This is a genomic window from Pseudomonas sp. AC211, assembly GCF_979258055.1.
This window is the reverse complement of the sequence record NZ_OZ409830.1, coordinates 5,131,682-5,154,430: the sequence shown is the minus strand read 5'-3', so window position 1 is coordinate 5,154,430 and position 22,749 is coordinate 5,131,682. Positions and strand designations below refer to the sequence as shown.

The 22,749-nt window shown below is 63.0% G+C and carries 14 protein-coding genes and 4 pseudogenes; 8 read left to right on the top strand and 10 right to left on the bottom strand.

What is annotated here, in order from left to right:
- Nucleotides 1-40 precede the first annotated feature (40 nt).
- The 4 genes and pseudogenes from ACZZZP_RS23970 to uvrD form a co-directional block, all read right to left on the bottom strand.
- The gene (locus tag ACZZZP_RS23970) at nt 41-910 is read right to left on the bottom strand and encodes a Tim44 domain-containing protein (RefSeq protein ID WP_463384373.1); all 870 of its coding nucleotides are present in this window, start codon (nt 908-910) and stop codon (nt 41-43) included.
- A gap of 96 nt (nt 911-1,006) precedes the next feature.
- Entirely contained in the window at nt 1,007-2,041 is a 1,035-nt protein-coding gene (locus ACZZZP_RS23965) for a hypothetical protein (protein ID WP_463536904.1), read from the bottom strand.
- Complete coding sequence (locus ACZZZP_RS23960; RefSeq protein WP_463536903.1) at nt 2,008-2,829, bottom strand: hypothetical protein; 822 nt, start codon at nt 2,827-2,829, stop codon at nt 2,008-2,010. Before ACZZZP_RS23960 ends, ACZZZP_RS23965 begins: the two co-directional genes overlap by 34 nt.
- Nucleotides 2,830-2,955: 126 nt before the next feature.
- Nucleotides 2,956-5,147: pseudogene (gene uvrD / locus ACZZZP_RS23955) on the bottom strand (DNA helicase II).
- 223 nt (nt 5,148-5,370) lie between these two features.
- On the opposite strand from uvrD, the pseudogene ACZZZP_RS23950 reads away from it, so the two are divergent.
- The 4 genes and pseudogenes from ACZZZP_RS23950 (at nt 5,371) to ACZZZP_RS23935 (ending at nt 9,665) form a co-directional block, all read left to right on the top strand.
- Nucleotides 5,371-8,257 (top strand): annotated as a pseudogene (locus ACZZZP_RS23950) (EAL domain-containing protein).
- Between the two features lie 272 nt (nt 8,258-8,529).
- Nucleotides 8,530-8,907 carry a type IV pilus assembly protein FimV gene (locus ACZZZP_RS23945; protein ID WP_463536902.1) on the top strand — a complete coding sequence of 126 codons (378 nt, stop codon included), beginning with the start codon at nt 8,530-8,532 and terminating at the stop codon, nt 8,905-8,907.
- On the top strand, nt 8,813-9,061 hold the full coding sequence (locus ACZZZP_RS23940; protein ID WP_463536901.1) for a hypothetical protein: 249 nt from the start codon (nt 8,813-8,815) through the stop codon (nt 9,059-9,061). The genes ACZZZP_RS23945 and ACZZZP_RS23940 overlap by 95 nt, the downstream gene beginning before the upstream one ends.
- Nucleotides 9,021-9,665 (top strand): FimV/HubP family polar landmark protein, encoded by a 645-nt coding sequence (locus ACZZZP_RS23935; protein WP_463536900.1) that lies wholly within the window; start codon nt 9,021-9,023, stop codon nt 9,663-9,665. Before ACZZZP_RS23940 ends, ACZZZP_RS23935 begins: the two co-directional genes overlap by 41 nt.
- A gap of 552 nt (nt 9,666-10,217) precedes the next feature.
- Here ACZZZP_RS23935 and ACZZZP_RS23930 read toward each other — a convergent pair.
- The 5 genes and pseudogenes from ACZZZP_RS23930 to ACZZZP_RS23910 form a co-directional block, all read right to left on the bottom strand.
- Nucleotides 10,218-11,942, bottom strand: a complete 1,725-nt coding sequence (locus tag ACZZZP_RS23930; protein ID WP_463536988.1) for an autotransporter family protein — start codon at nt 11,940-11,942, stop codon at nt 10,218-10,220.
- Nucleotides 11,863-13,320 (bottom strand): hypothetical protein, encoded by a 1,458-nt coding sequence (locus ACZZZP_RS23925; RefSeq protein WP_463536899.1) that lies wholly within the window; start codon nt 13,318-13,320, stop codon nt 11,863-11,865. Before ACZZZP_RS23925 ends, ACZZZP_RS23930 begins: the two co-directional genes overlap by 80 nt.
- A gap of 351 nt (nt 13,321-13,671) precedes the next feature.
- The gene (locus ACZZZP_RS23920; RefSeq protein ID WP_463384368.1) at nt 13,672-14,352 is read right to left on the bottom strand and encodes a GNAT family N-acetyltransferase; all 681 of its coding nucleotides are present in this window, start codon (nt 14,350-14,352) and stop codon (nt 13,672-13,674) included.
- A gap of 18 nt (nt 14,353-14,370) precedes the next feature.
- Nucleotides 14,371-14,818, bottom strand: a pseudogene (locus tag ACZZZP_RS23915) (N-acetyltransferase family protein).
- 10 nt (nt 14,819-14,828) lie between these two features.
- Nucleotides 14,829-15,467, bottom strand: a complete 639-nt coding sequence (locus ACZZZP_RS23910; RefSeq protein ID WP_463384366.1) for an FMN-binding negative transcriptional regulator — start codon at nt 15,465-15,467, stop codon at nt 14,829-14,831.
- A 123-nt stretch (nt 15,468-15,590) separates the two neighbouring features.
- Here ACZZZP_RS23910 and pdxR point away from each other — a divergent pair, with 123 nt between their 5' ends.
- Both pdxR and glsB read left to right on the top strand, forming a co-directional pair.
- Nucleotides 15,591-17,066: a MocR-like pyridoxine biosynthesis transcription factor PdxR gene (pdxR, locus tag ACZZZP_RS23905; protein WP_463384365.1), complete on the top strand. Its 1,476-nt coding sequence runs from the start codon at nt 15,591-15,593 to the stop codon at nt 17,064-17,066.
- A gap of 65 nt (nt 17,067-17,131) precedes the next feature.
- Nucleotides 17,132-18,041: pseudogene (glsB, locus tag ACZZZP_RS23900) on the top strand (glutaminase B).
- 239 nt (nt 18,042-18,280) lie between these two features.
- On the opposite strand, the gene aspA reads toward glsB, so the two are convergent.
- Entirely contained in the window at nt 18,281-19,711 is a 1,431-nt protein-coding gene (gene aspA, locus ACZZZP_RS23895) for an aspartate ammonia-lyase (protein ID WP_122492459.1), read from the bottom strand.
- A 173-nt stretch (nt 19,712-19,884) separates the two neighbouring features.
- On the opposite strand from aspA, the gene ACZZZP_RS23890 reads away from it, so the two are divergent.
- Together ACZZZP_RS23890 and ybaL are read left to right on the top strand one after the other, a co-directional pair.
- The gene (locus ACZZZP_RS23890; protein ID WP_463384363.1) at nt 19,885-20,805 is read left to right on the top strand and encodes a LysR substrate-binding domain-containing protein; all 921 of its coding nucleotides are present in this window, start codon (nt 19,885-19,887) and stop codon (nt 20,803-20,805) included.
- Nucleotides 20,806-21,017: 212 nt separating this feature from the next.
- On the top strand, nt 21,018-22,697 hold the full coding sequence (gene ybaL / locus ACZZZP_RS23885) for a YbaL family putative K(+) efflux transporter (protein ID WP_463536898.1): 1,680 nt from the start codon (nt 21,018-21,020) through the stop codon (nt 22,695-22,697).
- Nucleotides 22,698-22,749: the final 52 nt, after the last annotated feature.

Below are 22,749 nucleotides of genomic sequence, written 5' to 3'. Positions count from 1 at the left end.
GGCAAGCCCGGGTTTTTTACTGTCGCGACGCCGCGAAGGTTTAGCTGTTCTGACGGATACCCGCCACCAGCCAAGGAGCGTTCTCGCTGTTGGCCCGCTCCATGCGCCAGCTTTCGCTGAACGCTTCGCCCTGGTCAAAACGCGAAGTCTTGACGATGCCGCGGAAGGTCAGCGTGGCGACGGTTTTGTCCGCCAGCTCGTCGATACCGTCGAGCTGAGCCTGCAGTTCTTCCACGTAAGTGGACTGGAAGCCCTCGCCCAATTCGTCGCGCTCGGCCTTCAGGAAGCTGAGCATCTGCGGGGTCACGAATTCGGCGATCTTGTCCATCTCCGCCGCGTCCCAGTGTTGCTGCAGGGCCATGAAGTGCTCTTTGCCGGCTTCGACAAAACGCTGCTCGTTAAACCAGCTCGGTGCATTGATGACCGGCGCTGCTGCAGCCGAGCTGCCACCGCCGAAAATCGAGTTACTGGCCGGAGCAACCGGCTGATTCACCGGCATTTCACGTTGCATTGGCGCGTAACCACCGGCAGCGGCTGGCTGGCCAGCGTTCTGCTGACGACGACGGGCGGCGATGAAGCGGAAGATCACAAAGGCGATCAGGGCAATGATCAGGAAGTCGAAAATCTGCATGCCTTGGAAGCCGTCGCCCATAAACATCGAGGCCAACAGGCCGCCAGCGGCGAGGCCGGCCAACGGGCCCAACCAACGGGACGCGCCACTGGTGGCGGCAGCAGCCGGAGCGGCTTTGCCCGGTGCGGCGGCCTGGTTGGCCGGCGGGGTGGCTTGACGGGTTTGATGGGTTGGCGCGGAGCCGAACGATTTACCGCCGCCCATGCGCTTTGCATTGGCGTCGAGGCTGAGCGTCAACGCGACGCAGAGCATCATGGCCAGGCTGATGAAACGTTTCATGGTTCGCAACTCTCTTTAAAAAAGACTCAACGCGCGCCATGTTGCACACGCTTCCCGGTGATGACCAGCAGCAGAATGTTTCCGGATTTATGCCGTTTAGTTCTGTCCGCCATCAGAAGCGCAGCCGTGTTTGACGCGCAGTTGATGATCTTTACGTAGGACAATGCTGCCAGCCTTGCCGTTCGTGTAATCGAAATTGCGGCTGAACCAGGCGGCAGACTGCGCCAGCGTGGCGTTGACAGGCGGAACGGCAAATTCCCAGTACGGGTCGTCGTCCATCCTGCAGCTGCCGCTCAGGGTTAAACGCGGTGCGTCTTCGCCGGTTTCACGCTGCTGCGGCTCCGGCTGGAAATTCTTGGCGAGCAGCACCAGGTCGTCGTTGTCGTAGTCGGTGTAGTAATAAAGCAGCTCATTGCCGCGCACATCGAGCAAGCCCTTGCCGATGCGCTCGAATCCAAACGGCTCCGCCCTCATCAGGAAACCCGCGCTGCGCTGGTACACCCAACCGGGCTTGCTGATATCAAACGGGGTGGCCGGGTACGGCACGGTGTCGAGAAACTCCAGCAGCAGTTTGCCGTCAGCGCTGGTAGACAAGCGGAACAGCTCATACGCCCCTTCGCCACGCCCCTTGATCAGCGCCTGGCCCTCGCCCGTTATCGCCACTTCACGCAAGCGCAGGCCTTCGCCCAAGGCGCCGGCAATGGCGCGGTGCACCTGCTTGCCCTCGCGTAGCTGGTAAACCACCTGCTCAACCTGGGCCTTGCCGCCTTGCGGGCGATAGGCGAAGCGCACCTCTTCCAACTGCCACTGCGGCCCTTTGGTGATCACTTTTGTGGTGGCCGGAAGTACGCAGCGCTGTTTGCGCATGGCGTCGGTGATGCCGGGCAAGTCGTCGCCCAGGCACAAGTCTTCGGCCATAATCGACTGCGTCGGGTACGGCGCCTTGCCGGCATTGATGCCCGGGTTGGGGTTGATGCTCGCGCAGGCGACAGGCTCGGGGTCGATGGTGTCGTCATTTTCTTCATAAGACGGCGTAGACGCGTAGTCGAGCTCTTCGGGCTTGCGCGGCGGGCGGCCGAGGTCCGGCTCGCGAACCGTCACCGACCAGCGCTCCACTGGCGGCTTGGGCAATTGCTGGGTGCTTTGAGCTGCAACTGCGGCGTGGCGCCGGTGGTCAGGGTGAAGTTGGTGTCGAACCAGGTCGGGCCATCTTTAAATAGCAGGGTTTCCAGCGTGGACGTGTCCATGTCGCCGTAGACCGCCGGGTGCGTGAACTCGAAACGCGGCAGCGCAAAGCAAACAGTGGGCAGCGACAGCTCGGCCACTTGCTTGGCCTGGCCGATGCTCACGGCGCGGATGGTCGATTGGGGTTCGCGATAACCCTCTTTGGCCAACAGCGCGGTATCGCCGCGCACATCGAGCAACACGCCCGGACCAACATCCACCACCTTCAACGGACTGAGTTGCACCAAGTGCAAATGACCCTCCTGCTGCACCGACACCCAGCCGTCCATGCGCGCATCGGTAAACCAGTTTTGCGTCACCTCGTTGAGCAGCGTTTTGCCCGTTAGCGCTTTGCCTTCAACGTGCAGCGTGGCCAGGTTGTACAGCCCGTTTGAACCATAGAGCACCAACGCATCGTTAGGCCCGGCGCTGATGGCGGCGAAGATATTGGTCGCGTAGAGCCTCTCTTCCTTGGCACCCACGGCCTTGGTGATGGTCTCGTCACTGAGCTTGCGGCCATTCATGCGCAGGACGTACGTCACCCGTTCGCGCTGCATGCCGGTGTTCCAGTCGCGGTACTGGCTAACGTCGCGCTCCACACTCAGCGGCGGGCCGTCTTTGCCAAACAGGCCGGCGACGGCATGCAACGGCACCAGCAAGGAGGTGAGCAAGGCGACAAGCGGAGAGAGACGCACGGTGAAATCCTTTCAGCCGAAAATAGGGGCGGGAAATGCATCGCGGCTAAAGCCGCTCCTACAGGAAACACACAGTCCTGCGGGAGCGGCTTTAGCCGCGATTGGTTCTAACAGAAAACGAAACCCTCAGAGCGGTTCTAACTTCGCATAACCCATCATCAACCACTTGGTGCCCTCAGCCGCGAAGTTCACCTGCACACGCGCCTGCGCGCCGGCGCCTTCGAAGTTGAGAATCACCCCTTCGCCAAACAGGGCGTGCTTAACCGCCTGGCCCAAGCGGAATTCGGTGTCGGGCACTTCGGCGTTGGCAAACATGCTGCCGGTGTTGGCGCCGCGATTGCTGTTGCCATAAGGGCGGCTGACGCTGTTGGACAGGCGCACTTCCTGAATCAACGCCGGCGGCACTTCGCGTACAAAGCGCGAGACTTTGTTGTACGTCTCGCTGCCATATAAACGGCGCGTCTCGGCGTAAGTAAGCACCAGGTTCTGCATGGCGCGGGTGATGCCCACGTAAGCCAGGCGCCGCTCTTCTTCCAAGCGACCCGGTTCTTCCAGGCTCATCTTGTGCGGGAACAGCCCCTCTTCCATGCCCACCAAAAACACCAGCGGGAATTCCAGGCCTTTGGCGCTGTGCAGCGTCATCAACTGCACGCTGTCTTCGTGTTCGTCGGCTTGCGCGTCGCCCGCTTCCAGCGAAGCGTGGCCGAGGAAGGCGGCCAATGGCGTCTGGTCGTCTTCTTCGCTGTTTTCGAAATTGCGCGCGGCGCTGACCAATTCCTCAAGGTTTTCCACCCGAGCCTGGCCTTTCTCGCCTTTTTCTTCTTTGTGATAAGTGATGAGGCCGGACTGCTCGATCACCGTTTGGGTCATCAGGTGCAGCGGCATTTCCATGACCTTGGCCGCGAGGTTTTCGATCAGCTCGATAAACCCGCCCAGCGCACTGGCAGCGCGACCGGTCACACCTTTATTGGCCACCAACTGGCGCATGGCTTCCCACATCGACAGATCGCTGTGGCGCGCGTGTTCGCGAATGGCTTCAACGGTTTTCTCGCCAATACCACGCGCCGGCACGTTGATAATCCGCTCCAGCGCCGCATCATTGCCGCGCCCTTCGAGCAGGCGCAGGTAGGCCATGGCGTTCTTGATTTCAGCGCGTTCGAAGAAGCGCTGGCCGCCATAAATACGGTACGGAATGCGCTCGCGCAGCAACGCCTCTTCCAGCACCCGCGACTGGGCGTTGGAGCGGTAAAGAATGGCAATTTCGCTGCGCAACAAGCCGTTTTTACGCAGCGCGTCTTCGATGGTTTCGACCACGTAACGCGCTTCGTCGTGTTCGTTGAACGCGGCATACAGGCTGATGGCGTCGCCGTCGCCGCCGTCGGTCCACAGCTCTTTGCCCAGGCGCCCGCTGTTGTTGACGATCAGCGCGTTGGCGGCCTTGAGAATGCTGGCCGTGGAGCGGTAGTTCTGCTCCAGGCGAATGGTCTCGGCATCCGGGAAATCGCTGGAGTACTGGTGAATGTTCTCAATTTTGGCGCCGCGCCAGCCATAGATCGACTGGTCGTCATCGCCCACCACCATCAGGCTGTCGCCGCCTTTGCCGAGCAGACGCAGCCAGGCGTACTGCACGGCGTTGGTGTCTTGGAATTCGTCGACCAGAATGTGGCGGAAGCGGCGCTGGTAATGCTCCAGCAGGCCCGGGTTGTCGCGCCACAGGTCGAGGGCACGCAGCAGCAGTTCGGAGAAATCGATCACCCCGGCGCGCAGGCACGCCGCTTCGTAGGCTTCATAAACAGAGCGCATGGTGGCGAGGAACATGTCGCCGCCCGGCTGAGATATGCTTGGGCCGCAGGCCTTCGTCTTTCTGACCATTGATAAACCACTGCGCCTGACGCGCCGGCCAGCGTTGTTCATCCAGGCCCAGCTCACGCATCACGCGCTTGACCAGGCGCTGCTGGTCGTCGCTGTCGAGAATCTGGAAATTCTGGTTCAGCCCCGCTTCCTGCCAATGCGCCCGCAACAGGCGATGGGCCAGGCCGTGGAACGTGCCCACCCACATGCCGGCCGGGTTGAGCCCGAGCAGTTGCTGAATGCGGTGACGCATTTCGGCGGCGGCTTTGTTGGTGAACGTCACCGACAGAATCGAGTGCGGCGAGGCGCCTTCAACCTGGATCAACCAGGCGATGCGGTGCACCAGCACGCGGGTTTTGCCGGAACCAGCGCCGGCCAGAACCAACTGACGCCCCACCGGGGCCGCTACGGCCTGGCGTTGAGGCGTCGTTGAGGGAATTAAGCAGAAGGGAGAGATCGTCGCGCATCGCGGCATTCTAGGGGGCCGGGGTAGTGAGGGCAAACGCCGCACGACCGATGCGCGCCGCAACGCTACGCCGACGACCGGCAGGTCAACGCAGCGGCGCTGGGCGCGCTATCGAAAGTAAGGGGTATTCACGGTGAAAATGCCGAGATTGAGCCTTGGGCCAACGGCTTCGGTTGTGTATGCTCCGGCCACGACTAGGCATAACCATTACAAGAAAAGGGCCTATGACCGCACATTCCAGGCGTCCTCTCGAACTGCCACTGGCAGAGACCGATCGAGACATTCGCCAGCTGTTCGCTACCGACATCGCCGTTGAGCGCACTCGTTTGTTGTACGAGGGCTCACGCATTCCCACCCTGTTCATGCTTTCTTTGCGGCCTGGCCTGCGCCTACCTGTTATGGGAGCCGCGCGGCGACCTGCTGCTCGCCGGCTGGCTGGTGGGCGTGGTGACGCTGGCGGTGCTGCGCCTGATTCAGGTGGCCGCGTTCAATGCCGCGCTGCCGTCGCGCCAAGCCAAACCCCATTGGCGGCAGATGTTTTTGCTCGGCGCCTTCGCCTCGGGCGTGGCCCTGGCCATTGGCGCCATCGCGCTGGTGCCGCCGAACGCCTTCTTCCAGCGAAGTGCTGATGTTCGGGCTGATCAGCGCGGCCATTTTGTCCGCCAGCGTCGCCTACGCCGTTAGCCTCACCGCTTTTCTGACCTTCGCCCTGCCCTGCCTGGTGCCCGCGGTGGGCTATCTGCTGCTGTCCGGCGACGACACGCAACAAGGCTGGGGTTTGCTCGGCCTGATCTTGTTCGGCGCCCTGCTGGTGGTGGCCTGGCCAATCAACCGGCTGGTGCAGCGCAGCCTGGTGCAGCGCTTCCATAACCAGGCGCTGATCAGCCGCCTGGAACATGCCAAAGGCCAGGCCGAAGGCCTGAGCAGCGAGCTGGCGCGGGAAATAGAACAGCGCCGCCGCGCCGAGCGCGAATTGCGCGACGCCCACAATGAGCTGGAAATACGCGTGGCCCAGCGCACGCTGCAGCTGGATGCTGCCAGCCATGCCCTGAGCAAAAGCGAAGCGCGCTTGGCCATGGCCCTGGAAGCCAGTGAGCTGGGCATGTGGGACTGGAACCTGGAAACCGACGAGGTGCACCATTCGCGCCTCAAGGAACTGTTCGGCCTCGACCCCAACGCCGTCACCGCCATGCTGCGCGACCTGAAACCGCGCCTGCACCCCGAAGACCTGCCCCTGCTGCGCCGCACCTTGGTCGAGCACATGAAAGGCCTGACCGACGGCTACGAAATCGAATACCGCGTCCGCCGCGCCGACAACCAATGGCTGTGGGTGGAAGGCCGCGGCCGCGCCGTGGAGCGCGACGCCAGTGGCCGTGTCACGCGCATGCTCGGCACCCGCCGCGACATCACCGCCTGGAAAAGCCGCGACGAAGAACAGCGCCTAGCCGCCATCGTGTTCGAGGCCGCCAGCGAAGGCATCATCATTCTCGACCCCGACTACAAAGTACTCGCCGTTAACCAGGCCTACAGCGACGTGACCGGCTACGGCGCCGAGGAAGATCCACGGCCAGAGCGTGACGCGCATGATCGGCAGCCGCGACAACCGCGGCCAATACGAAGTGATCCGTCAGGAGCTGGAGCAGCACGGCAAATGGCAGGGCGAGCTGGTGGAAACCCGTAAGAACGGCGAGCTGTACCCGCAATGGCTGCAAATGAACGTGGTGCACGACAGCCGTGGCCGGGTCAGCCACATCGTCGGCTTCTTCGCTGACCTCACCTCGCGCCGCGAAGCCGAGGAACGCCTGCGTTACCTCTCGCACTACGACGAACTCACCGGCCTAGCCAACCGCACGCTGTTCAAAGCGCGCCTGCACGAAGCGAGCGAACGGGCCCGCCAAGGCGAGCGCACCTTGGCGTTGCTGCACATCGACCTTGAGCCGTTTCAAACTGCTCAACGACAGCCTGGGCCACGAAGTGGCCGATCAGTTGCTGCGGCAAATGAGCCGGCGCCTGACCCAATCCATGCCGGAAGCCGACACCCTGGCGCGGCTTTCGGGCGATGAGTTCGCGGTCATTCTCGACAGCTACGGCAGCCTGTCGAACCTGGCGCGCCTGGCCAGCCGCTTGCTCGCCAAATTACGCACGCCCATGACCGTGGGTGGCCAGGAACTGGTAGTCAGCGCCTCCATCGGCATCAGCCTGCTGCCGGAAAATGCCCGCGAAATGAGCGCGCTGATCAGCCAGGCGAACATGGCCATGCAGCACGCCAAACATCTGGGCGGCAACACGTTCCAGTTCTTCACCGACAACCTGCAAGCCTGCACGCTGGAACGGCTGCAACTGGAAAACCAACTGCGCAAAGGCATCGAACTGGGCCAGTTGGAAGTCTTCTACCAACCGAAACTGTGCATGGCCACCGACACCCTCAGTTCCGCCGAAGCGCTGGTGCGCTGGCGTCACCCGGAACACGGCCTGGTGCCGCCCGGCGACTTTATCGGCCTGGCCGAAGAAACCGGCTTAATCGCCCCCATCGGCGAATTCGTGCTGCGCCAAGCCTGCCGCCAGGCGCGCGAATGGCAAACCATGGGGCTGGCCGATATTCGCGTGTCGGTGAATCTTTCGGTGCACCAACTGCGCCAAGGCAACCTCACCGCACTGGTGCGCCAGGTGCTCGACGAAACCGGGCTGGCACCGCACCTGCTGGAACTGGAACTGACCGAAAGCCAGTTGCTCGACAACGTCGAGAACGTGATCAGCACCTTCCACCAACTGCGGCAGATGGGCGTGAAACTGGCCATCGACGACTTCGGCACCGGCTATTCCTCGCTGAGCTACCTCAAGCGCTTCCCGGTGGATTACGTGAAGATCGACCAATCGTTCATCCGCGACCTGTCAGCCAACGGCGAAGACGCCGCCATCACCCGCGCCATTATCGCCATGGCCCACAGCCTGGAATTGAAAGTGGTGGCCGAAGGCGTGGAAACCCAAGCGCAGATGAACTTCCTCAAAGCCCAGCAATGCGACGAGATCCAGGGCTTCCTGATCAGCCGACCGTTGGCGGCGGAGCATTTCGTTAAATTGTTGCTGGAGCAGAGCAGCATCGCCTCCTGAAAGTCCGCCACCCTGTGGGAGCGGCTTTAGCCGCGATTGGCCCTAGAGGAATGCGACCGTCTCGAGGTTTTTCCGTACCTGCTGCACAGTTTCAATCTCTCCCTCGCTACGCCTTCGTCAGCCTGTGGCGAACCTCGCAAATGCTCATCGCCAACCTCGCCATCATGCGCGGCCGCACGCGCCCTGCGTGGTCTTAACGATGAGGAGAGCCGACATGCTCAAGAAGTATCCCCGCCTGCTGACGGCTCTGGCCCTGGCGCTCGGCATCGCTGTTGCCGACAACCGCCATGGCCCTGAGCGTGGGCGAAGCCCAGGTGCTCTCAAGCCTCAGCCAACCGCTGCGCGCGCAAATCGAATTGCAGGGCGTGCGTGATCTCGGTCCGGAAGAACTGAAAGTGCGCCTAGCCTCCCCCGAGGCGTTCAAAAAAGCCGGCATCGACCGTGACAGCGCCGTACTGGCGCTGAAATTCGAGACCACGCTGAACGCCAAGGGCCAGAGCGATGATCCGCGTGACCACCAGCCGCCCGATCAACGAGCCGTATTTAAACTTCCTCGTGGAAGTGGTTTCCCCGGATGGTCTGCAGCTGCGCGAATACAGCCTGCTGATCGATCCGCCAAACTATGCCTACGCCGCGCCGGCGCCGATTAGCGCGCCGATAGCAGCTGCCGCGCCCGTGACCAAGCCGAAAGCGCCGCTCGCCGCGCCAGCCGTTGCCCCGGTTGCCACCGCGCCTGCCGTAACCAGCACCTCAGCCACGGCCGATGCGCCTGTTGCTGGCGGCCAATACCGCGCAGACGAATGATCGGCTCTGGGACATCGCCCAACGCATTCGCGGCGATGCCTCGCCGCAGCAGGCCATGCTGGCCATCCAGCGTCTCAACCCGGACGCCTTCAGCAACGGCAACATCAACCGCATGAAGAGCGCGCAAGCCCTGCAACTGCCCAACCGCGAACAACTGCACGCCACCGACCGCAACGACGCCCTGGCGCAAACCCAACAGCAACAACAAAGCTGGAAAGGCGAAGGCGTGGCGCAGCTGGACGCGCGCAAACGCACCGAAGCCGGCAGTGCGCCTGCTACCCAGGCGGCCAGCGACACCCTGAGCCTGGTGGGTGAACAAGGCAGCGGTCGCGCCGAACACAAAGACGGCGCCAAAGGCAGCAAGGCCGCCGCCAAGCATGACGCCGACAACCGCTTGGCATTAGCTCAGGAAGAACTGGCCCAGGCCCGGCGCGAAGGCGAAGAGCTGTCCAGCCGCGTGGCGGACTTGCAGTCGCAACTGGATAAATTGCAGCGCTTGATTGTGTTGAAGGATGGGCAACTGGCTGAGTTGACGGCGCGGTTGGCTAAGTTGGATCGCGAGGGGCAGGAAGGCGGGGAATTGGCGCAGGTGCAGGGGCACTGAGGTAGGGGGCAGGGCGACCGTTGCCGCGCCGCTCATTGGGCTTCGGGGAGTGATTCTGGATCCCGCCTACGCGAGGATGACGGGAGTCTGTACAAAAACCTCCGTCATTCCCGCGCGGGCGGGAATCCAGTATTTATCGCCGAACAACATCCCCGTAGCGCCGCCAATCGTACTTCGGTCCGAGACTCTGGATCCCCGCCTTCGCGAGGATGACGGGAGTTTGTGCAAAAACCTCCGTCATTCCCGCGAAAGCGGGAATCAGAAGTTTTACGTGGAACGAACACCCACGTAGCGCCGCCAATTGCACTCCGGTCCGAAACTCTGGATCCCCGCGTTCGCGAGGATGACGGGAGTCTGTGCAAACACCTCCGTCATTCCCGCGAAAGCGGCGGTTCGACGATTCGAAATCCAGAATTTCACGTGGAACGAACATCCACGTAGCGCCGCCAATTGCACTCTGGCGGGAGACTCTGGATCCCCGCGTTCGCGAGGATGACGGTGGTCTATGCAAAAACCTCCGTCATCCCCACCCATCCTGAGATGCACCTAACCTCAAAACCCCATCTGCCACTGCGCCACCACTCCATGATTGCGCGCGTTATCCCCCATCTCCCCCACATACCCCAGCCCCAAACTCTGGCTAGCGGTAATCCCCACATCAAACCCCGCCTCAACCAGCAACGTATCGCGATCCAGCGCCGTACCCTGGGCGCTGAAGCTGGTGCCGCCGCTGACAAACGCCTGGCGCGTTTCGCTGTCGACGTTGCCGTAGGTGTGGCGCCAGCCCAGGCTCATGCGCGGGGTGAAGCTCATGCCGTTATCCAGGTGATTGAGGCCGGCAAGGCGCAGGCCCAAGGTGGTGCTGAGGTTGTCTTGATCTTGCGACTCCACGCGCAGGGCCGAGTCGCCGCCTTTTTCGCTGTAGGCGTCGCGGTCGTAGCGTTGGTAGCCGACGGCGGCGAACGGCTCGGCGAGCAGGCGGCCGCTGGCGTAGGGGTACGCCAATTCGGCGAAGGCTTGCTGGCTGTTGGCGTCGTAGTCGCCGTGCAGTTTGTCGTCGACGCCGGCAAAGCGAACCCGGCGTTTGTTTTCGCCGTCGTGACGGCTGTAGGCCGCGCCAAGGCGCAGGGCCAATTGGTCGAGTTGGGTCAGGGCGTAAACACCCACGTGGTAGCTGTCGACATCACCCGAGGCGCCCTGCCCGGCGTCGATGTCGGTGCGTGAATAACCGCCGACCACACCCAAACGCCAGTCCGGGTTCAGCGCCCAATCCGCACCAAACAACGTGCCGCCGGTGTTCTGGTCGACATCGCTGCTGCCGTGCTCGCCATCAACCGTGCCGTGGCTGCCGAGGGCCTGCACCCACACGCGGCCAGCGGCTTTGGGGTCGTGCAGACCACGTGCTTCATTCGGTACGCCGACGGCCACCAGTTGCGGACCGTCATCACGCAACACCGAGGCTTGCAAGCTGCTGCCGAAGCCGCCGAGCTGGCTCATGGCGCCTTGCATCACGCTGCTCACTTGACTGGAGCCGGCCATGGTGGCGGCCGCCATGCTGGCGTTGCTGGTGCCGGCCAGCTGCTCAAGCGCCTGGCTGGCGGTGGCTTTGTCGGTGGTCAGCAAAGCGTTGTACACGCTGCTGTCGCGCTGGGCGGCGAGATTGTCTGCCAGGTTGCGCGCGCTTTCGCTGCTGGCGAGCGCGGCGAAGGCGGTGTCGTTGCGGGTCAGTTGCAGCTCGACCGTGTTGGCGGTGTAGGTGACGGTTGGGGTCAGGAAGGCAAAGTTGTGGGTCACGCTGCCGAATTGCCCGTTAACGCCACCGGCTGCCGTCAGCAGGCTGCTGCGCTCGGCGTAACCGCTGCCGTTGGCGGTCAGGTTCAGGGCGGCGTTGCCCAGCGTGGCGCTGCCGCTCAGTTGCACCGGTGCGCCGCTGGCGTTGAGGGAATACTCGAACGTGGCGCCGCTGCCCAATTGCAAGCTGCCCAAGCGACCGGTGCCGCCGTAATGGGCGCCATTGGCGACGTTTAGCACACCGCCGATGCTGCCCTGGTTGATCAGCGTTGCGCCGCTGGCCACGTTGCCGCCGGCACTGAAGTCGTTGCTGCTGACGGTCCACTTGCCGCCCGTGACGGCCAGGGTTTCGAAGTTCTGGCTGTTGCCAAACTGACCGACACCGCTGCCGCTGAGGGTCAGCGTGTCAGTGCCAGCGCCGCCGTCTACCAGACCGCCAAAGGTGCCGCCGGTGAGTACAGTGAGGCTGTCGTCGCCGGTGCCCATGTCCACGGCCAGGCCATTCAAGCCAACGATGGAGCCGGCGTTGCTCAGGGTGTCGTTGCCCGCGCCCATTTGCACCGCGGCGGCTGCCGTTGTGCTGCTCGAATTGGTCAACGCGCACCGACTTGGCGCCGCCGCGAATCACGCCGCCGGCCAGGTTGGTCAGGCTGTCGGCAAAATCGCCGACCAGGCCGATGGCCGTGCTGTCCGCACCGATGATGCTGCCGCCGTTGGTGATAGTTGCCACGCCGCCGACTGCCGTCGCCGTGCCGCGTTGCGCGGGGATGGAAGAACCATTGGCGCCGTCGTCGATCAGGATGCCCTTCGACTGGCCAAAAATTTCAGCGCCCGCGTGGTTGATGATCGTGCCGCCGCCCGCCGCGATGCCATCGGCGCCGTTAGGAAAGCCGCTGGAATCCACACCGCCGGCGCCCACGCCTTCGATACGGCCGTAGTTGATGATGCTGGCCATGCCATCGATGTCTACGCCGTCGCCATCACCGTTGTTGGCGGTGCTGAAACCGGTGTTGCCGCCCAGGTGCTCGAACACCTTGCCGGCGCCGGCATAGCGGCCGCTGATCAAGCCGTAGTTAAGCACCGTGCCCACGCCATCACTGCCGACGCCGGAGCCGTTGCGACCGATGATTTGGCCGCCTTGGTAGTTGGTAACGGTGACGCCAGCATCGGAGGTCACGCCATGGCGCGGCCCGGAAATGGTGCCCCAGTTGTTGACGGTGACGGCCAGCTTCGAATCGATGGCGTCCATGGCGCTGGCAGCGCCGCTGCAGGCGCTGATGTAGTCCGGGCATTTGGTGTTGACCGTGCCCGTGCTGATGATGGTGCCGTAGTTGTTGATGGTGGTGTTGCTGCCGGGGCGCAGGGCGTCGTCGTTGCTGGATTCGATCAGCGCGTTGCGGTTGGTGGCGGAGCCGTTGTTGATGATTTTGCTGCCGGCGCCATCGGCGTCGCGCATGTCGATCGCCTGCCCGCCGCCGGTTCCGCTGCCCGTCACCTTGATGGTGCCGTTGTTGTTCAGCACCAGCGTGGAGTTGGCCTTTTTAACGCGGATAGCGTCGGCTTTGATGGTAGAAATCGTGCCGTTGTTGTTGATGACGATGGCAACACCGTTGGTGTTGTTATCGATGGCGCGAGCGTCGTTGCCGCCATTGCTGTTGGCCAGCGTTCCGTTGTTGGTAAGGGTCACGGTGCCGCTGGTGCCGGTGATGTCCACAGCCGCCGCGTTGACGTTGGGTTGCAGCGTGCCGCCGTTGGCGATGGTGCCGGTATTGCCGCTGGTGAGGGTTTTGGCGGTGTTGTCGGTGGTGCCGGCGCCAACGCTGAAGTCGGCGGCCTGGGCGGTGGCCAAGGTGATGGCTTGCACGGCCAGAATCAGGGGAGAAGACGGAATTTGGGGGTGTGGGAATGCATGGGGGTCACCGCTCTTATTTGAAGTGCGGGGGACTATGCGTTGGGGTTGTTACAAACAGTTGACGACGGAATCGGGGCCCCAGGGTGGGGCGATGCGATGCCAATGCTGCACTTCGACGCAAAACTCTGGATCCCGAATCGTCGGACCGCCGCCTGCGCGGGAATGACGGAGTTTTTGCCCACACCGCCGTCATCCTCGCGGACGCGGGGATCCAGAGTTTTGCGTCGAACACGATCGAAAAGCATCGCGGCTAAAGCCGCTCCTACAGGATCGGCGCTGAGTTGCTGGAACAGGGTGCCGCTCTTATCCGTTTCGCAACGCTTCCAACCCCTGAATCTGCTGCCCATTCCCATCGAAATTGCTCGATTCCAGCCACCGTTCATACCCCTTGGCAATCGGTGCCCATTCGCTGTCGATGATGGAGTACCAGGCGGTGTCGCGGTTGCGGTCTTTGATGACGAGGTGTTGGCGGAACAGGCCTTCGTAGCTGAAGCCGAAGCGTTCGGCGGCGCGTTTGGAGCGGGCGTTGCCGTTGTTGCATTTCCATTCGAGGCGGCGGTAGCCGAGGTCGAAGGCGTTTTTGGCGAGCAGGTGGATCACTTCGGTGGCTTGCACGCTGCGTTGCATCACTCGGCCGTAGCAGATGTGGCCGATTTCGATGCTGCCGTGGGCGGGGGCGATGTTGAGGTAGGCGAGCAGGCCCTGGACCTGGCCGCTGGTTTGCTCGATGACGGCGTAGAACTGTGGGTCTTTGCTCGCGGCGTTGGCGCTCAGCCAGGTGTCGAAGGCAGCGCGCTCGGGGAAAGGGCCGTAGGGCAAGTAGTCCCACAGCAGCGGGTCGGAGTCGGGGCCTTGCAGGGCCAGCCACAGGTCGTCGCCGTGGCGCGTCGGGTCGAGGGCTTCCAGGCGCACGGTGCGGCCTTGCAGGGTGTCGCGACTCGGGGCGGCGACCGGTTTCCAGTTCAGGTGCGGGGTGAGGCTCATGGGGCGATTCCTGGCGAATTAGTTGAAGAGTTTGCGGTATTGCACGAAGCCCGAACGGGTGGCGATTTTGTCGTACAGGTGCATGGCGTCGGTGTTGGTTTCGTGAGTCAGCCAGTGCACGCGCGAGGCGCCTGCGGCTTTCGGCGCAGGTGTACACGTGTTCGATCAACTGACGGCCGATGCCGCCGCCACGAATGCCCGGCTTCACATACAAATCTTGCAGGTAACAGTAGTTGCCGACGGTCCAGGTGGAGCGGTGGTAGATGAAGTGCACCAGGCCCACGGCGACGCCGTCTTGCCAGGCCAGGGCGGCGTTGATTGGCTCGCTGCGGTCGAGGAAACGTTGCCAGGTGATGGCGCTCGTTTCCTCGCTGATCACGGTGTTGTAGAAGCGCTGATAGCCCTGCCACAACGGCAGCCAGGCGGCGTGGTCGGCGGCGGTGACGGCGCGGATGATGATGCTCATGTCTTCTCCTTTATTGCGAGCCGTGGGGCGGCATGCGGGCGGCGAGTTCGGCTTCGTTGGCCAAGCCGCTGCCGGCCAGGTTGGCGCGCACGCTGTCGTAGTCGGTTTTGTCGCGGTTCTGGCCCAGTTTCCATTTGCCTTCGATGCGTTCGATGGGCAGCTCGAAGCCGACGATGGCGCGCAGCATGCTGTCGATGTACGCCGGCGGCGCTTCGTCAATCGTCCACGGTTGGGCGCGGCCGTTTTCGTGGCGGTGGGTCAGTTCGGTGAGTAACTGGCGCAAACGCTCAGGTTCATCGAACGTCTCGGCGCGGCCGTAGGCGTGAATGGCGATGTAGTTCCAGGTGGGCACTGCTTTGCCGTGTTCGGCTTTGCTGGGGTAGTAACCGGGGCTGATATAGGCCTGCTCGCCAGAAAAAATCACCAGCACCTCGGCGCCGGCTTGCAAGGTTTTCCATTGCGGGTTGGCTTTCGCGAAGTGGCCTTTGAGCAGGCCGAAGCGGCCCTCGCCTGGCACCAGCAGCAATGGCAAATGGCTGGCTTGCAGGCCGTTCTCATCGTGGCTGACGATAATTGCCAGCGGCGTCTGGGCCATTTGCTGGTGCAGCGTGGGCAGGTCTTCTTCGCGGAAAGCAGCGGGCGTGTACATGGTGAATCTCCCTGTGGATGGGCTGATCCTAGGGCAGGCATTGGACTTGTGTAAGAGCCATTTATGGCAAATCTCATAGGGCCAATGTTAGGTTGGGCTTCGCTCCGCGCATTCGAGTCTGTTATGTCGCCATCACCGCTACCGTTCGACCCGTCCGGCATTCAGCTGGACCGCAGCAAAGGCCTGTCGCGCCAGCTGTATGAAGCCCTGCGCGAACGCATTCTCGGTGGCCAGCTTGGCAGCCGCGTGCGTATGCCAGCGACGCGCGATTTGGCCGACGCGCTGGGCGTGTCGCGCAATACCGTGGTGCGCGCGTATGACCAGCTGTATGCCGAGGGGTATCTGGAAGGTCGCGTGGGCGATGGCACCTATGTGGCGGAACTGGCGACCAAGGCGCGCAAAGCTGCCAGAACGCCTGCCACCCCGCCCGCACAAACCGCGCACAGCAGCGCGCTGCAGCGCCTGGAAACCGAGCATTTGCCGGCGGCGCGCCTCGACGCACCGCGGGCTTTTCGCGTTGGCATTCCGGCCTTCGACCTCTTCCCTTTCGACACGTGGGCACGCCTGCAAGCCAACTTCTGGCGCCGGCCGCCCATGGCCGCCCTGGGCTATGGCTCGGCGGCGGGCGATCCGCAATTGCGCGAGCTGATTGCTGCCTATTTGCGCAATAGCCGAGGGCTGGTCTGTGATCCGGCCCACGTGATCATCACCAGCGGCGCGCAACAGGCCATCAGCCTGTGCGCGCAGGTGTTGCTCAACGTCGGCGACGGCGTAGCGATTGAAAACCCCGGCTACCGTGCCGCCGGAAAGGCGTTTGCGCTGGCGGGCGCCCAGCTGCACGGCGTGGCGGTGGATGAAGACGGCTTCGACACCACGGCGCTGGCCACGCTGAAAACCTGCCGCCTGGCCTATGTAACGCCGTCGCACCAGTACCCCACCGGCGTGACGCTGTCGTTGCCGCGCCGCCTGCAACTGCTGGAATGGGCAGCGCGCGAAAACGCCTGGATTGTCGAAGACGATTACGACGGCGAGTACCGCTATCGCGGCACGCCGTTGTCACCCTTGGCCGCGCTCGATCAGCATGGCCGCGTGTTGTACGTCGGCACCTTTTCCAAAATCGCCTTTCCGGCCCTGCGTCTGGGTTACTTGGTCGTGCCGCCGTCACTCACCGACGCCTTCAGCCAGGCGCGGGCGCTGGCGGTTCGTCACTCGGAAATCGGCACCCAGGCGGTGATGGCCGAGTTCATCGCTGCCGGCCATTTCCAGCGCCACATCCGCCGTATGCGCCGCGCCGGGCAAGCACGCCGCGACGCCTTGATCGAAGGCTGGCCCAGCGACGTGCCGGGCTGTCAGCCGATGCCGCAGGTCGACGCCGGCCTGCACCTGAGCGTGCGCGTCAGCAGCCGCGCGCGAGAGCAGGAGCTGGTGGAAAAAGCGGCCGCCGTGGGCGTTGAACTCAATGCCCTCAGCGACTATTGGTTGCCGGATTCTTCGATCAGCGAGGATGACCGCGCCGGCTTGGTGCTGGGCTTCGCGGGGGTGAGCGAGGCGCATATCGCCACAGCGTTGAGCGCACTGAAAAAAGCGTGGCAGGTATGAGCCCGTTTTAGGTGATGCCGCCAGGAAAACCATCGTCTAGCACTGGTCGCCACGGAGCCCAACCCATGCAAGCGCTGTTGACCGAAATTCTCGATGAAGTCCGCCCGTTGATTGGCCAGGGCAAAGTGGCCAGTTACATCCCCGCGTTGGCCGAGGTGCCTGCCGCGCAGTTGGGCATTGCCGTGTATGGCAACGACGGCGAGCTGTTTTGCGCCGGCGATGCCGACACGCCGTTTTCGGTGCAGAGCATTTCCAAGGTGTTCAGCCTGGTGCAGGCCATCGAGCATTCCGGCGAGGCGATTTGGGAGCGCCTTGGCCATGAGCCGTCGGGGCAGCCGTTTAATTCGCTGGTGCAGTTGGAGTTCGAGCGCGGCAAACCGCGTAATCCGTTTATCAACGCCGGGGCGCTGGTGATTTGTGACATCAACCAGTCGCGCTTTGCCGCGCCAGTGTTGTCGATGCGCGATTTTGTGCGACGGCTGTCGGGCAACGCCGAGGTCACGGTGGATCGCCATGTGGCGGAGTCGGAGTACCAGCACCGCGCGCGCAATGCGGCGATGGCGTACCTGATGCAGTCGTTCGGCAATTTCCATAACGATGTCGAGGCCGTGCTGCGCAGTTATTTCAGCTACTGCGCGCTGCGCATGAGCTGCGTCGACCTGGCCCGCGCCTTTTGTTTTCTCGCCAACGATGGCTTCTGCAAACACAGCGGTGAGCAGATTCTGACGGCGCGACAAACCCAGCAGGTGAACTCGATCATGGCCACCAGCGGGCTGTATGACGAAGCCGGGAATTTCGCCTATCGGGTGGGCTTGCCGGGCAAGAGCGGCGTGGGCGGCGGCATCGTTGCGGTGGTGCCGGGGGCGGTTCACGGTGTGCGTGTGGTCGCCGGAATTGAACGCGGCGGGCAACTCGCTGGTGGGCATGGCGGCGTTGGAGTTGTTGAGTCAGCGGATTGGGTGGTCGGTGTTTTAACTGGGATTGGTGGCGTTTGCGGCCCTCACCCCTAGCCCCTCTCCCGCCAGCGGGAGAGGGGAATCCATCGCCTATCTCGCCTCAACCTCGGTTAGGCCCCCTCGCCCGCGAGCGGGAGAGGGCGGGGGGTGAGGGTCGGCGCCACTCGCAAAAAAAAAGGAGACACAGCGTTCGCTGTATCTCCTGAAGGGCTTGGGAAGAGTGGCCCCAAAGCCTGGTGACTGTGAAACGGTGGCGCGTTACACCGCTGCTTTGAGCGGCACCAAACGCGGGGCGATCATGTTTTCCGGGCGCAGAATCTCGGCCAGGCTGGCGTCGTCCAGCAGCTTCTCTTCACGCACCAGTTCCAGTACGCCACGGCCGCTTTCCAGCGCTTGCTTGGCGATGCGCGTGGCATTCTCGTAGCCGATGTAGGGGTTCAGCGCGGTGATCAGGCCGATAGAGCTTTCCACCAGTTCGCGGCAGCGCGCTTCGTTGGCGGTGATGCCGACGATGCAGTGCTCGCGCAGCATGTCCATGGCCCGTTGCAGCAGGCGGATCGAGTCGAAAATCTTGTAGGCGATCAGCGGCTCCATCACGTTCAGTTGCAGTTGGCCGCCTTCGGCGGCCATGGTCAGGGCCAGGTCGTTGCCGATCACTTCGAAGGCCACTTGGTTGACCGCTTCCGGAATCACCGGGTTGACCTTGCCGGGCATGATCGAGCTGCCGGGCTGACGCGCTGGCAGGTTGATTTCGTTGATGCCGGTGCGCGGGCCGCTCGAAAGCAGGCGCAGGTCGTTGCAGATTTTCGACAGTTTCACGGCGGTGCGTTTGAGCATGCCGGAGAACAGTACGAAGGCGCCCATGTCCGAGGTCGCTTCAATCAGGTCGGCCGCCGGCACCAGCGGTTGGCCGCTGATCAATGCCAAACGCTCGACAGCCAGCGCCTGGTAGCGCGGGTCGGCGTTGATGCCGGTGCCAATCGCGGTGCCGCCCAGGTTTACTTCGGTGAGCAGCTCGGGCGCCAGGCTTTTCAGGCGCGCCAGGTCTTCGCCCAGGGTCGTGGCGAAGGCGCGAAACTCCTGGCCGAGGGTCATCGGCACGGCGTCTTGCAATTGGGTGCGACCCATCTTCAGCACGTGGCCGAACTCTTCACCTTTAGCGGCGAATGCCTGAATCAGGCTGTCGAGGCTGGCGAGCAACGTGTCGTGGCCCAACAACAGCCCCAGGCGAATGGCGGTGGGGTAGGCGTCGTTGGTGGACTGCGCCATGTTCACGTCGTTGTTGGGGTGCAGGTACTGGTAGTCGCCTTTTTGGTGGCCCATGGCTTCGAGGGCGATGTTGGCGATCACCTCGTTGGCGTTCATGTTGGTGGAGGTGCCGGCGCCGCCCTGAATCATGTCGACTACAAACTGGTCATGGAACTCGCCGCGCACCAGACGGGCACAGGCTTCGCTAATCGCCGCATGTTTGGCGGGGCTTAGGTGGCCCAGCTCGCGGTTTGCGTCGGCCGCCGCTTGCTTCACCATCGCCAGGGCAACCACCAGTTTCGGGTAGTGCGACAGCGTCACGCCGGACAGGCGGAAGTTGTGCACAGCCCGTAGGGTCTGGATGCCGTAGTAAGCGTCGGAAGAAACTTCGAGGGTGCCGAGCAGATCTTTTTCGATGCGCGATGATGCAACAGGGGACATGATGAGGTTCATCTCAGGGTAGGCACGGGCTTGGCCGCGATGCAGGCTAGACTAGGGCTGAGCAGTTTCTAAGGCCAATGCTGTTAAACGCTGGGGTATGCACAAACGGCATAATGTTGGTGTGACTGCCGCTTGTCGGCGAGCGTAATAAGCGGTATCGCAACGGAGCCCACATGAACCTCGAAAGCAAATGGCTGGAAGACTTCGTCACCCTGGCCGGCACCCGCAGTTTTTCCCAGGCGGCGCAGAAGCGCTTCGTCACCCAGCCGGCCTTCAGCCGACGGATTCGCAGTTTGGAAGAGTCGTTGGGCCTGACGTTGGTGAACCGCTCGCGCACGCCTGTGGAACTGACAGAGGCCGGCCAACTGTTTTTGGTGACCGCCCGCAGCGTGATCGAGCAGCTCGGTGAAGTGGTGCGCCACCTGCATCACTTGGAAGGTCAACAAGGCGAAGTGCTGCAATTTGCGGCGGCGCATTCCCTGGCGCTGAGTTACTTCCCGGCGTGGATTGCGCGCCTGCGTCAGGACGGTTTGAACATTGCCAGTCGGCTGGTGGCCACCAACGTCGGCGAGGCGGTGCACGCGCTGCGCGAGGGCGCCTGCGATTTGATTCTGGCCTTCTACGACCCCGACGCGGCGCTGCAAATGGACCCGGAAATCTTCCCTTCCATGCTGTTGGGCCGCAGCGAAATGCTGCCGGTGTGTGGTGTAAACGCCGACGGCAGGGCCCTGTTCGATTTGGAAAGCGGCCAAAGCGTGCCGCTGCTGGCCTACAGCGCCGGCGCGTTTCTCGGCCGCTCGGTAAACGCTTTGCTGCGCCAACGCGGCCTGCGCTCCACCACGGTGTACGAAACGGCGATGGCCGACAGCCTGAAAAGCATGGCGCTGCAAGGGTTGGGCGTGGCCTGGGCGCCGCGCCTGAGCATCGAGCCGGAGTTGGCGCGTGGCGAGTTGGTGGAATGCGGCGGCGCGCATTGGCAGTTGCCGCTTGAGATTCGCCTGTACCGCTGCGCGCTGGTGCGCAAAGCGGCCATTCGTTTGCTCTGGCGAAAACTGGAAGCGGGCGCGGGCAGCGCGTCGGCGAGCGCGGGATGATCCTGCGCAGCGCACAAACATCTTGTTTAACAATGCCTTGAAACAGCCGCCCGGCTTGGCATATTCGCTGCGCTAGACTGAGGCCCGCATCGCTTCACTTACCGGTTTGCTGAACTGCCTCCCCTCCAGTTCCGGCCGGCGGCGCGATGTTTCAGCCTGGCCCACACTGCAATGCAACGGCGCCCGCCCCTCGCACCAATTCGGGAGAATTCATGGTTCATCACACCCCTCTTATCGCGGCCCTGGCGACCGGCTTTGTGCTGGCCTTCGCGCTTGGCACGCTGGCCAACCGCCTGCGCTTGTCGCCCTTGGTTGGCTACCTGCTCGCGGGCGTGTTGGTCGGCCCCTTCACACCGGGCTTTGTCGCCGACCAGGACCTTTCCAACGAGCTTTCGGAAATCGGCGTCATCCTGCTGATGTTCGGGGTGGGCCTGCACTTCTCGCTCAAAGACTTGATGTCGGTAAAGAACATCGCTATCCCCGGCGCCTTGGTGCAAATAACCGTCGCCACGCTGATGGGCATGGGCCTGTCGTGGCTAACCGGGTGGTCGTGGGGCGCCGGTTTGATCTTCGGCCTGGCGCTCTCGGTGGCCAGTACCGTGGTGCTGCTGCGGGCCTTGGAAGCGCGGCAACTGATCGACAGCCGACGCGGCAAAATCGCGGTGGGCTGGTTGATTGTCGAAGACCTGGTAATGGTGCTGGCGCTGGTGCTGATTCCGGCGTTGGCCGGTGTGCTGGGCGGTAGCGAAGCGGCGCCGGACGAAGGTATCTGGCTGCAGTTGGGCATTACCCTGGCGAAAGTCGCGGCGTTTGTGGTGCTGATGATTGTGGTGGGCGGCAAGGTGATTCCCTGGCTGCTGGAGAAAAGCGCCGGCACGGGTTCGCGTGAATTGTTCACCCTCGCCGTGCTGGCGATTGCCATGGGCGTGGCGTACGGCTCGGCGGTGTTGTTCGGGGTGTCGTTTGCCCTGGGCGCATTTTTCGCCGGCATGATTCTCAACGAGTCGGAATACAGCCACAAAGCCGCCGACGATTCGCTGCCGCTGCGCGATGCGTTTGCGGTGTTGTTCTTCGTGTCGGTGGGCATGCTGTTCAACCCGATGGTGTTGATTAACGAGCCGCTGATGGTGCTCGCCACGCTGCTGGTCATCGTGTTCGGCAAGTCGCTGGCGGCGTTGCTGATCGTGCTGGCCTTCGGCAAACCACTGAGCACGGCGCTGACAATTTCGGCCAGCCTGGCGCAGATTGGTGAGTTCTCGTTCATTCTCGCCGGCCTCGGCGTGGGCTTGGGGCTGATGCCCGAAGCCGGGCGTGATTACATTTTGGCCGGCGCGATTTTGTCGATCGTCATCAACCCCATGCTGTTCACCCTGATCGACCGCATTCAGCCCTGGCTCGATGGCCGCGAAAAAACCGCGCCAGCAGCCACGATTGAGGAAGAAGCGCCCGAGGAATTCCAGCCAATTACCGAAACCGGTCACGCCATTTTGATCGGCCACGGCCGGGTCGGCAGCCGCATCAGCGCGCGGCTACGCGAGGAAGGCGTGCCGTTGGTGATCATCGAAGACAACCGCACCCAGGCCCAGGAACTGCGCGAAGTCGGTCACAGCGTGGTGCATGGCAATGCCGCCAGCGCCCGCGTGCTGGAACTGGCCAATGTGGCGAATGCGCGCTGGCTGCTGATCGCCATTCCTAATGGCTTGGAGGCGGGGGCCATCGCGATTCATGCGCGCGCCGCCAATGCCAATCTGGACATCATCGCCCGCGCCCATTTCGACGACGAAGTGGATTACCTGCAGCAACACGGCGCCGACCTGGTGGTGATGGGCGAGCGGGAAATCGCCCGCATCATGTTCGAACGCCTCGGCCTGCACAGCGCAACGACAAGCTGAGCCGGCCACCCGCCTGACGGTCATAGCCGACGCTGGAGTTGGTCACAAAGAC

Coding starts and splice junctions, on each gene's coding strand:
- ACZZZP_RS23970 (WP_463384373.1), bottom strand. CDS start 910: ATGAAACGTTTCATCAGCCTGGCCATGATGCTCTGCGTCGCGTTGACG.
- ACZZZP_RS23935 (WP_463536900.1), top strand. CDS start 9,021: ATGCGCCTGTTGCTGGCGGCCAATACCGCGCAGACGAATGATCGGCTC.
- ACZZZP_RS23930 (WP_463536988.1), bottom strand. CDS start 11,942: ATGGGCACCGGCGACGACAGCCTCACTGTACTCACCGGCGGCACCTTT.
- ACZZZP_RS23920 (WP_463384368.1), bottom strand. CDS start 14,352: ATGAGCCTCACCCCGCACCTGAACTGGAAACCGGTCGCCGCCCCGAGT.
- ACZZZP_RS23910 (WP_463384366.1), bottom strand. CDS start 15,467: ATGTACACGCCCGCTGCTTTCCGCGAAGAAGACCTGCCCACGCTGCAC.
- pdxR (WP_463384365.1), top strand. CDS start 15,591: ATGTCGCCATCACCGCTACCGTTCGACCCGTCCGGCATTCAGCTGGAC.
- aspA (WP_122492459.1), bottom strand. CDS start 19,711: ATGTCCCCTGTTGCATCATCGCGCATCGAAAAAGATCTGCTCGGCACC.
- ACZZZP_RS23890 (WP_463384363.1), top strand. CDS start 19,885: ATGAACCTCGAAAGCAAATGGCTGGAAGACTTCGTCACCCTGGCCGGC.
- ybaL (WP_463536898.1), top strand. CDS start 21,018: ATGGTTCATCACACCCCTCTTATCGCGGCCCTGGCGACCGGCTTTGTG.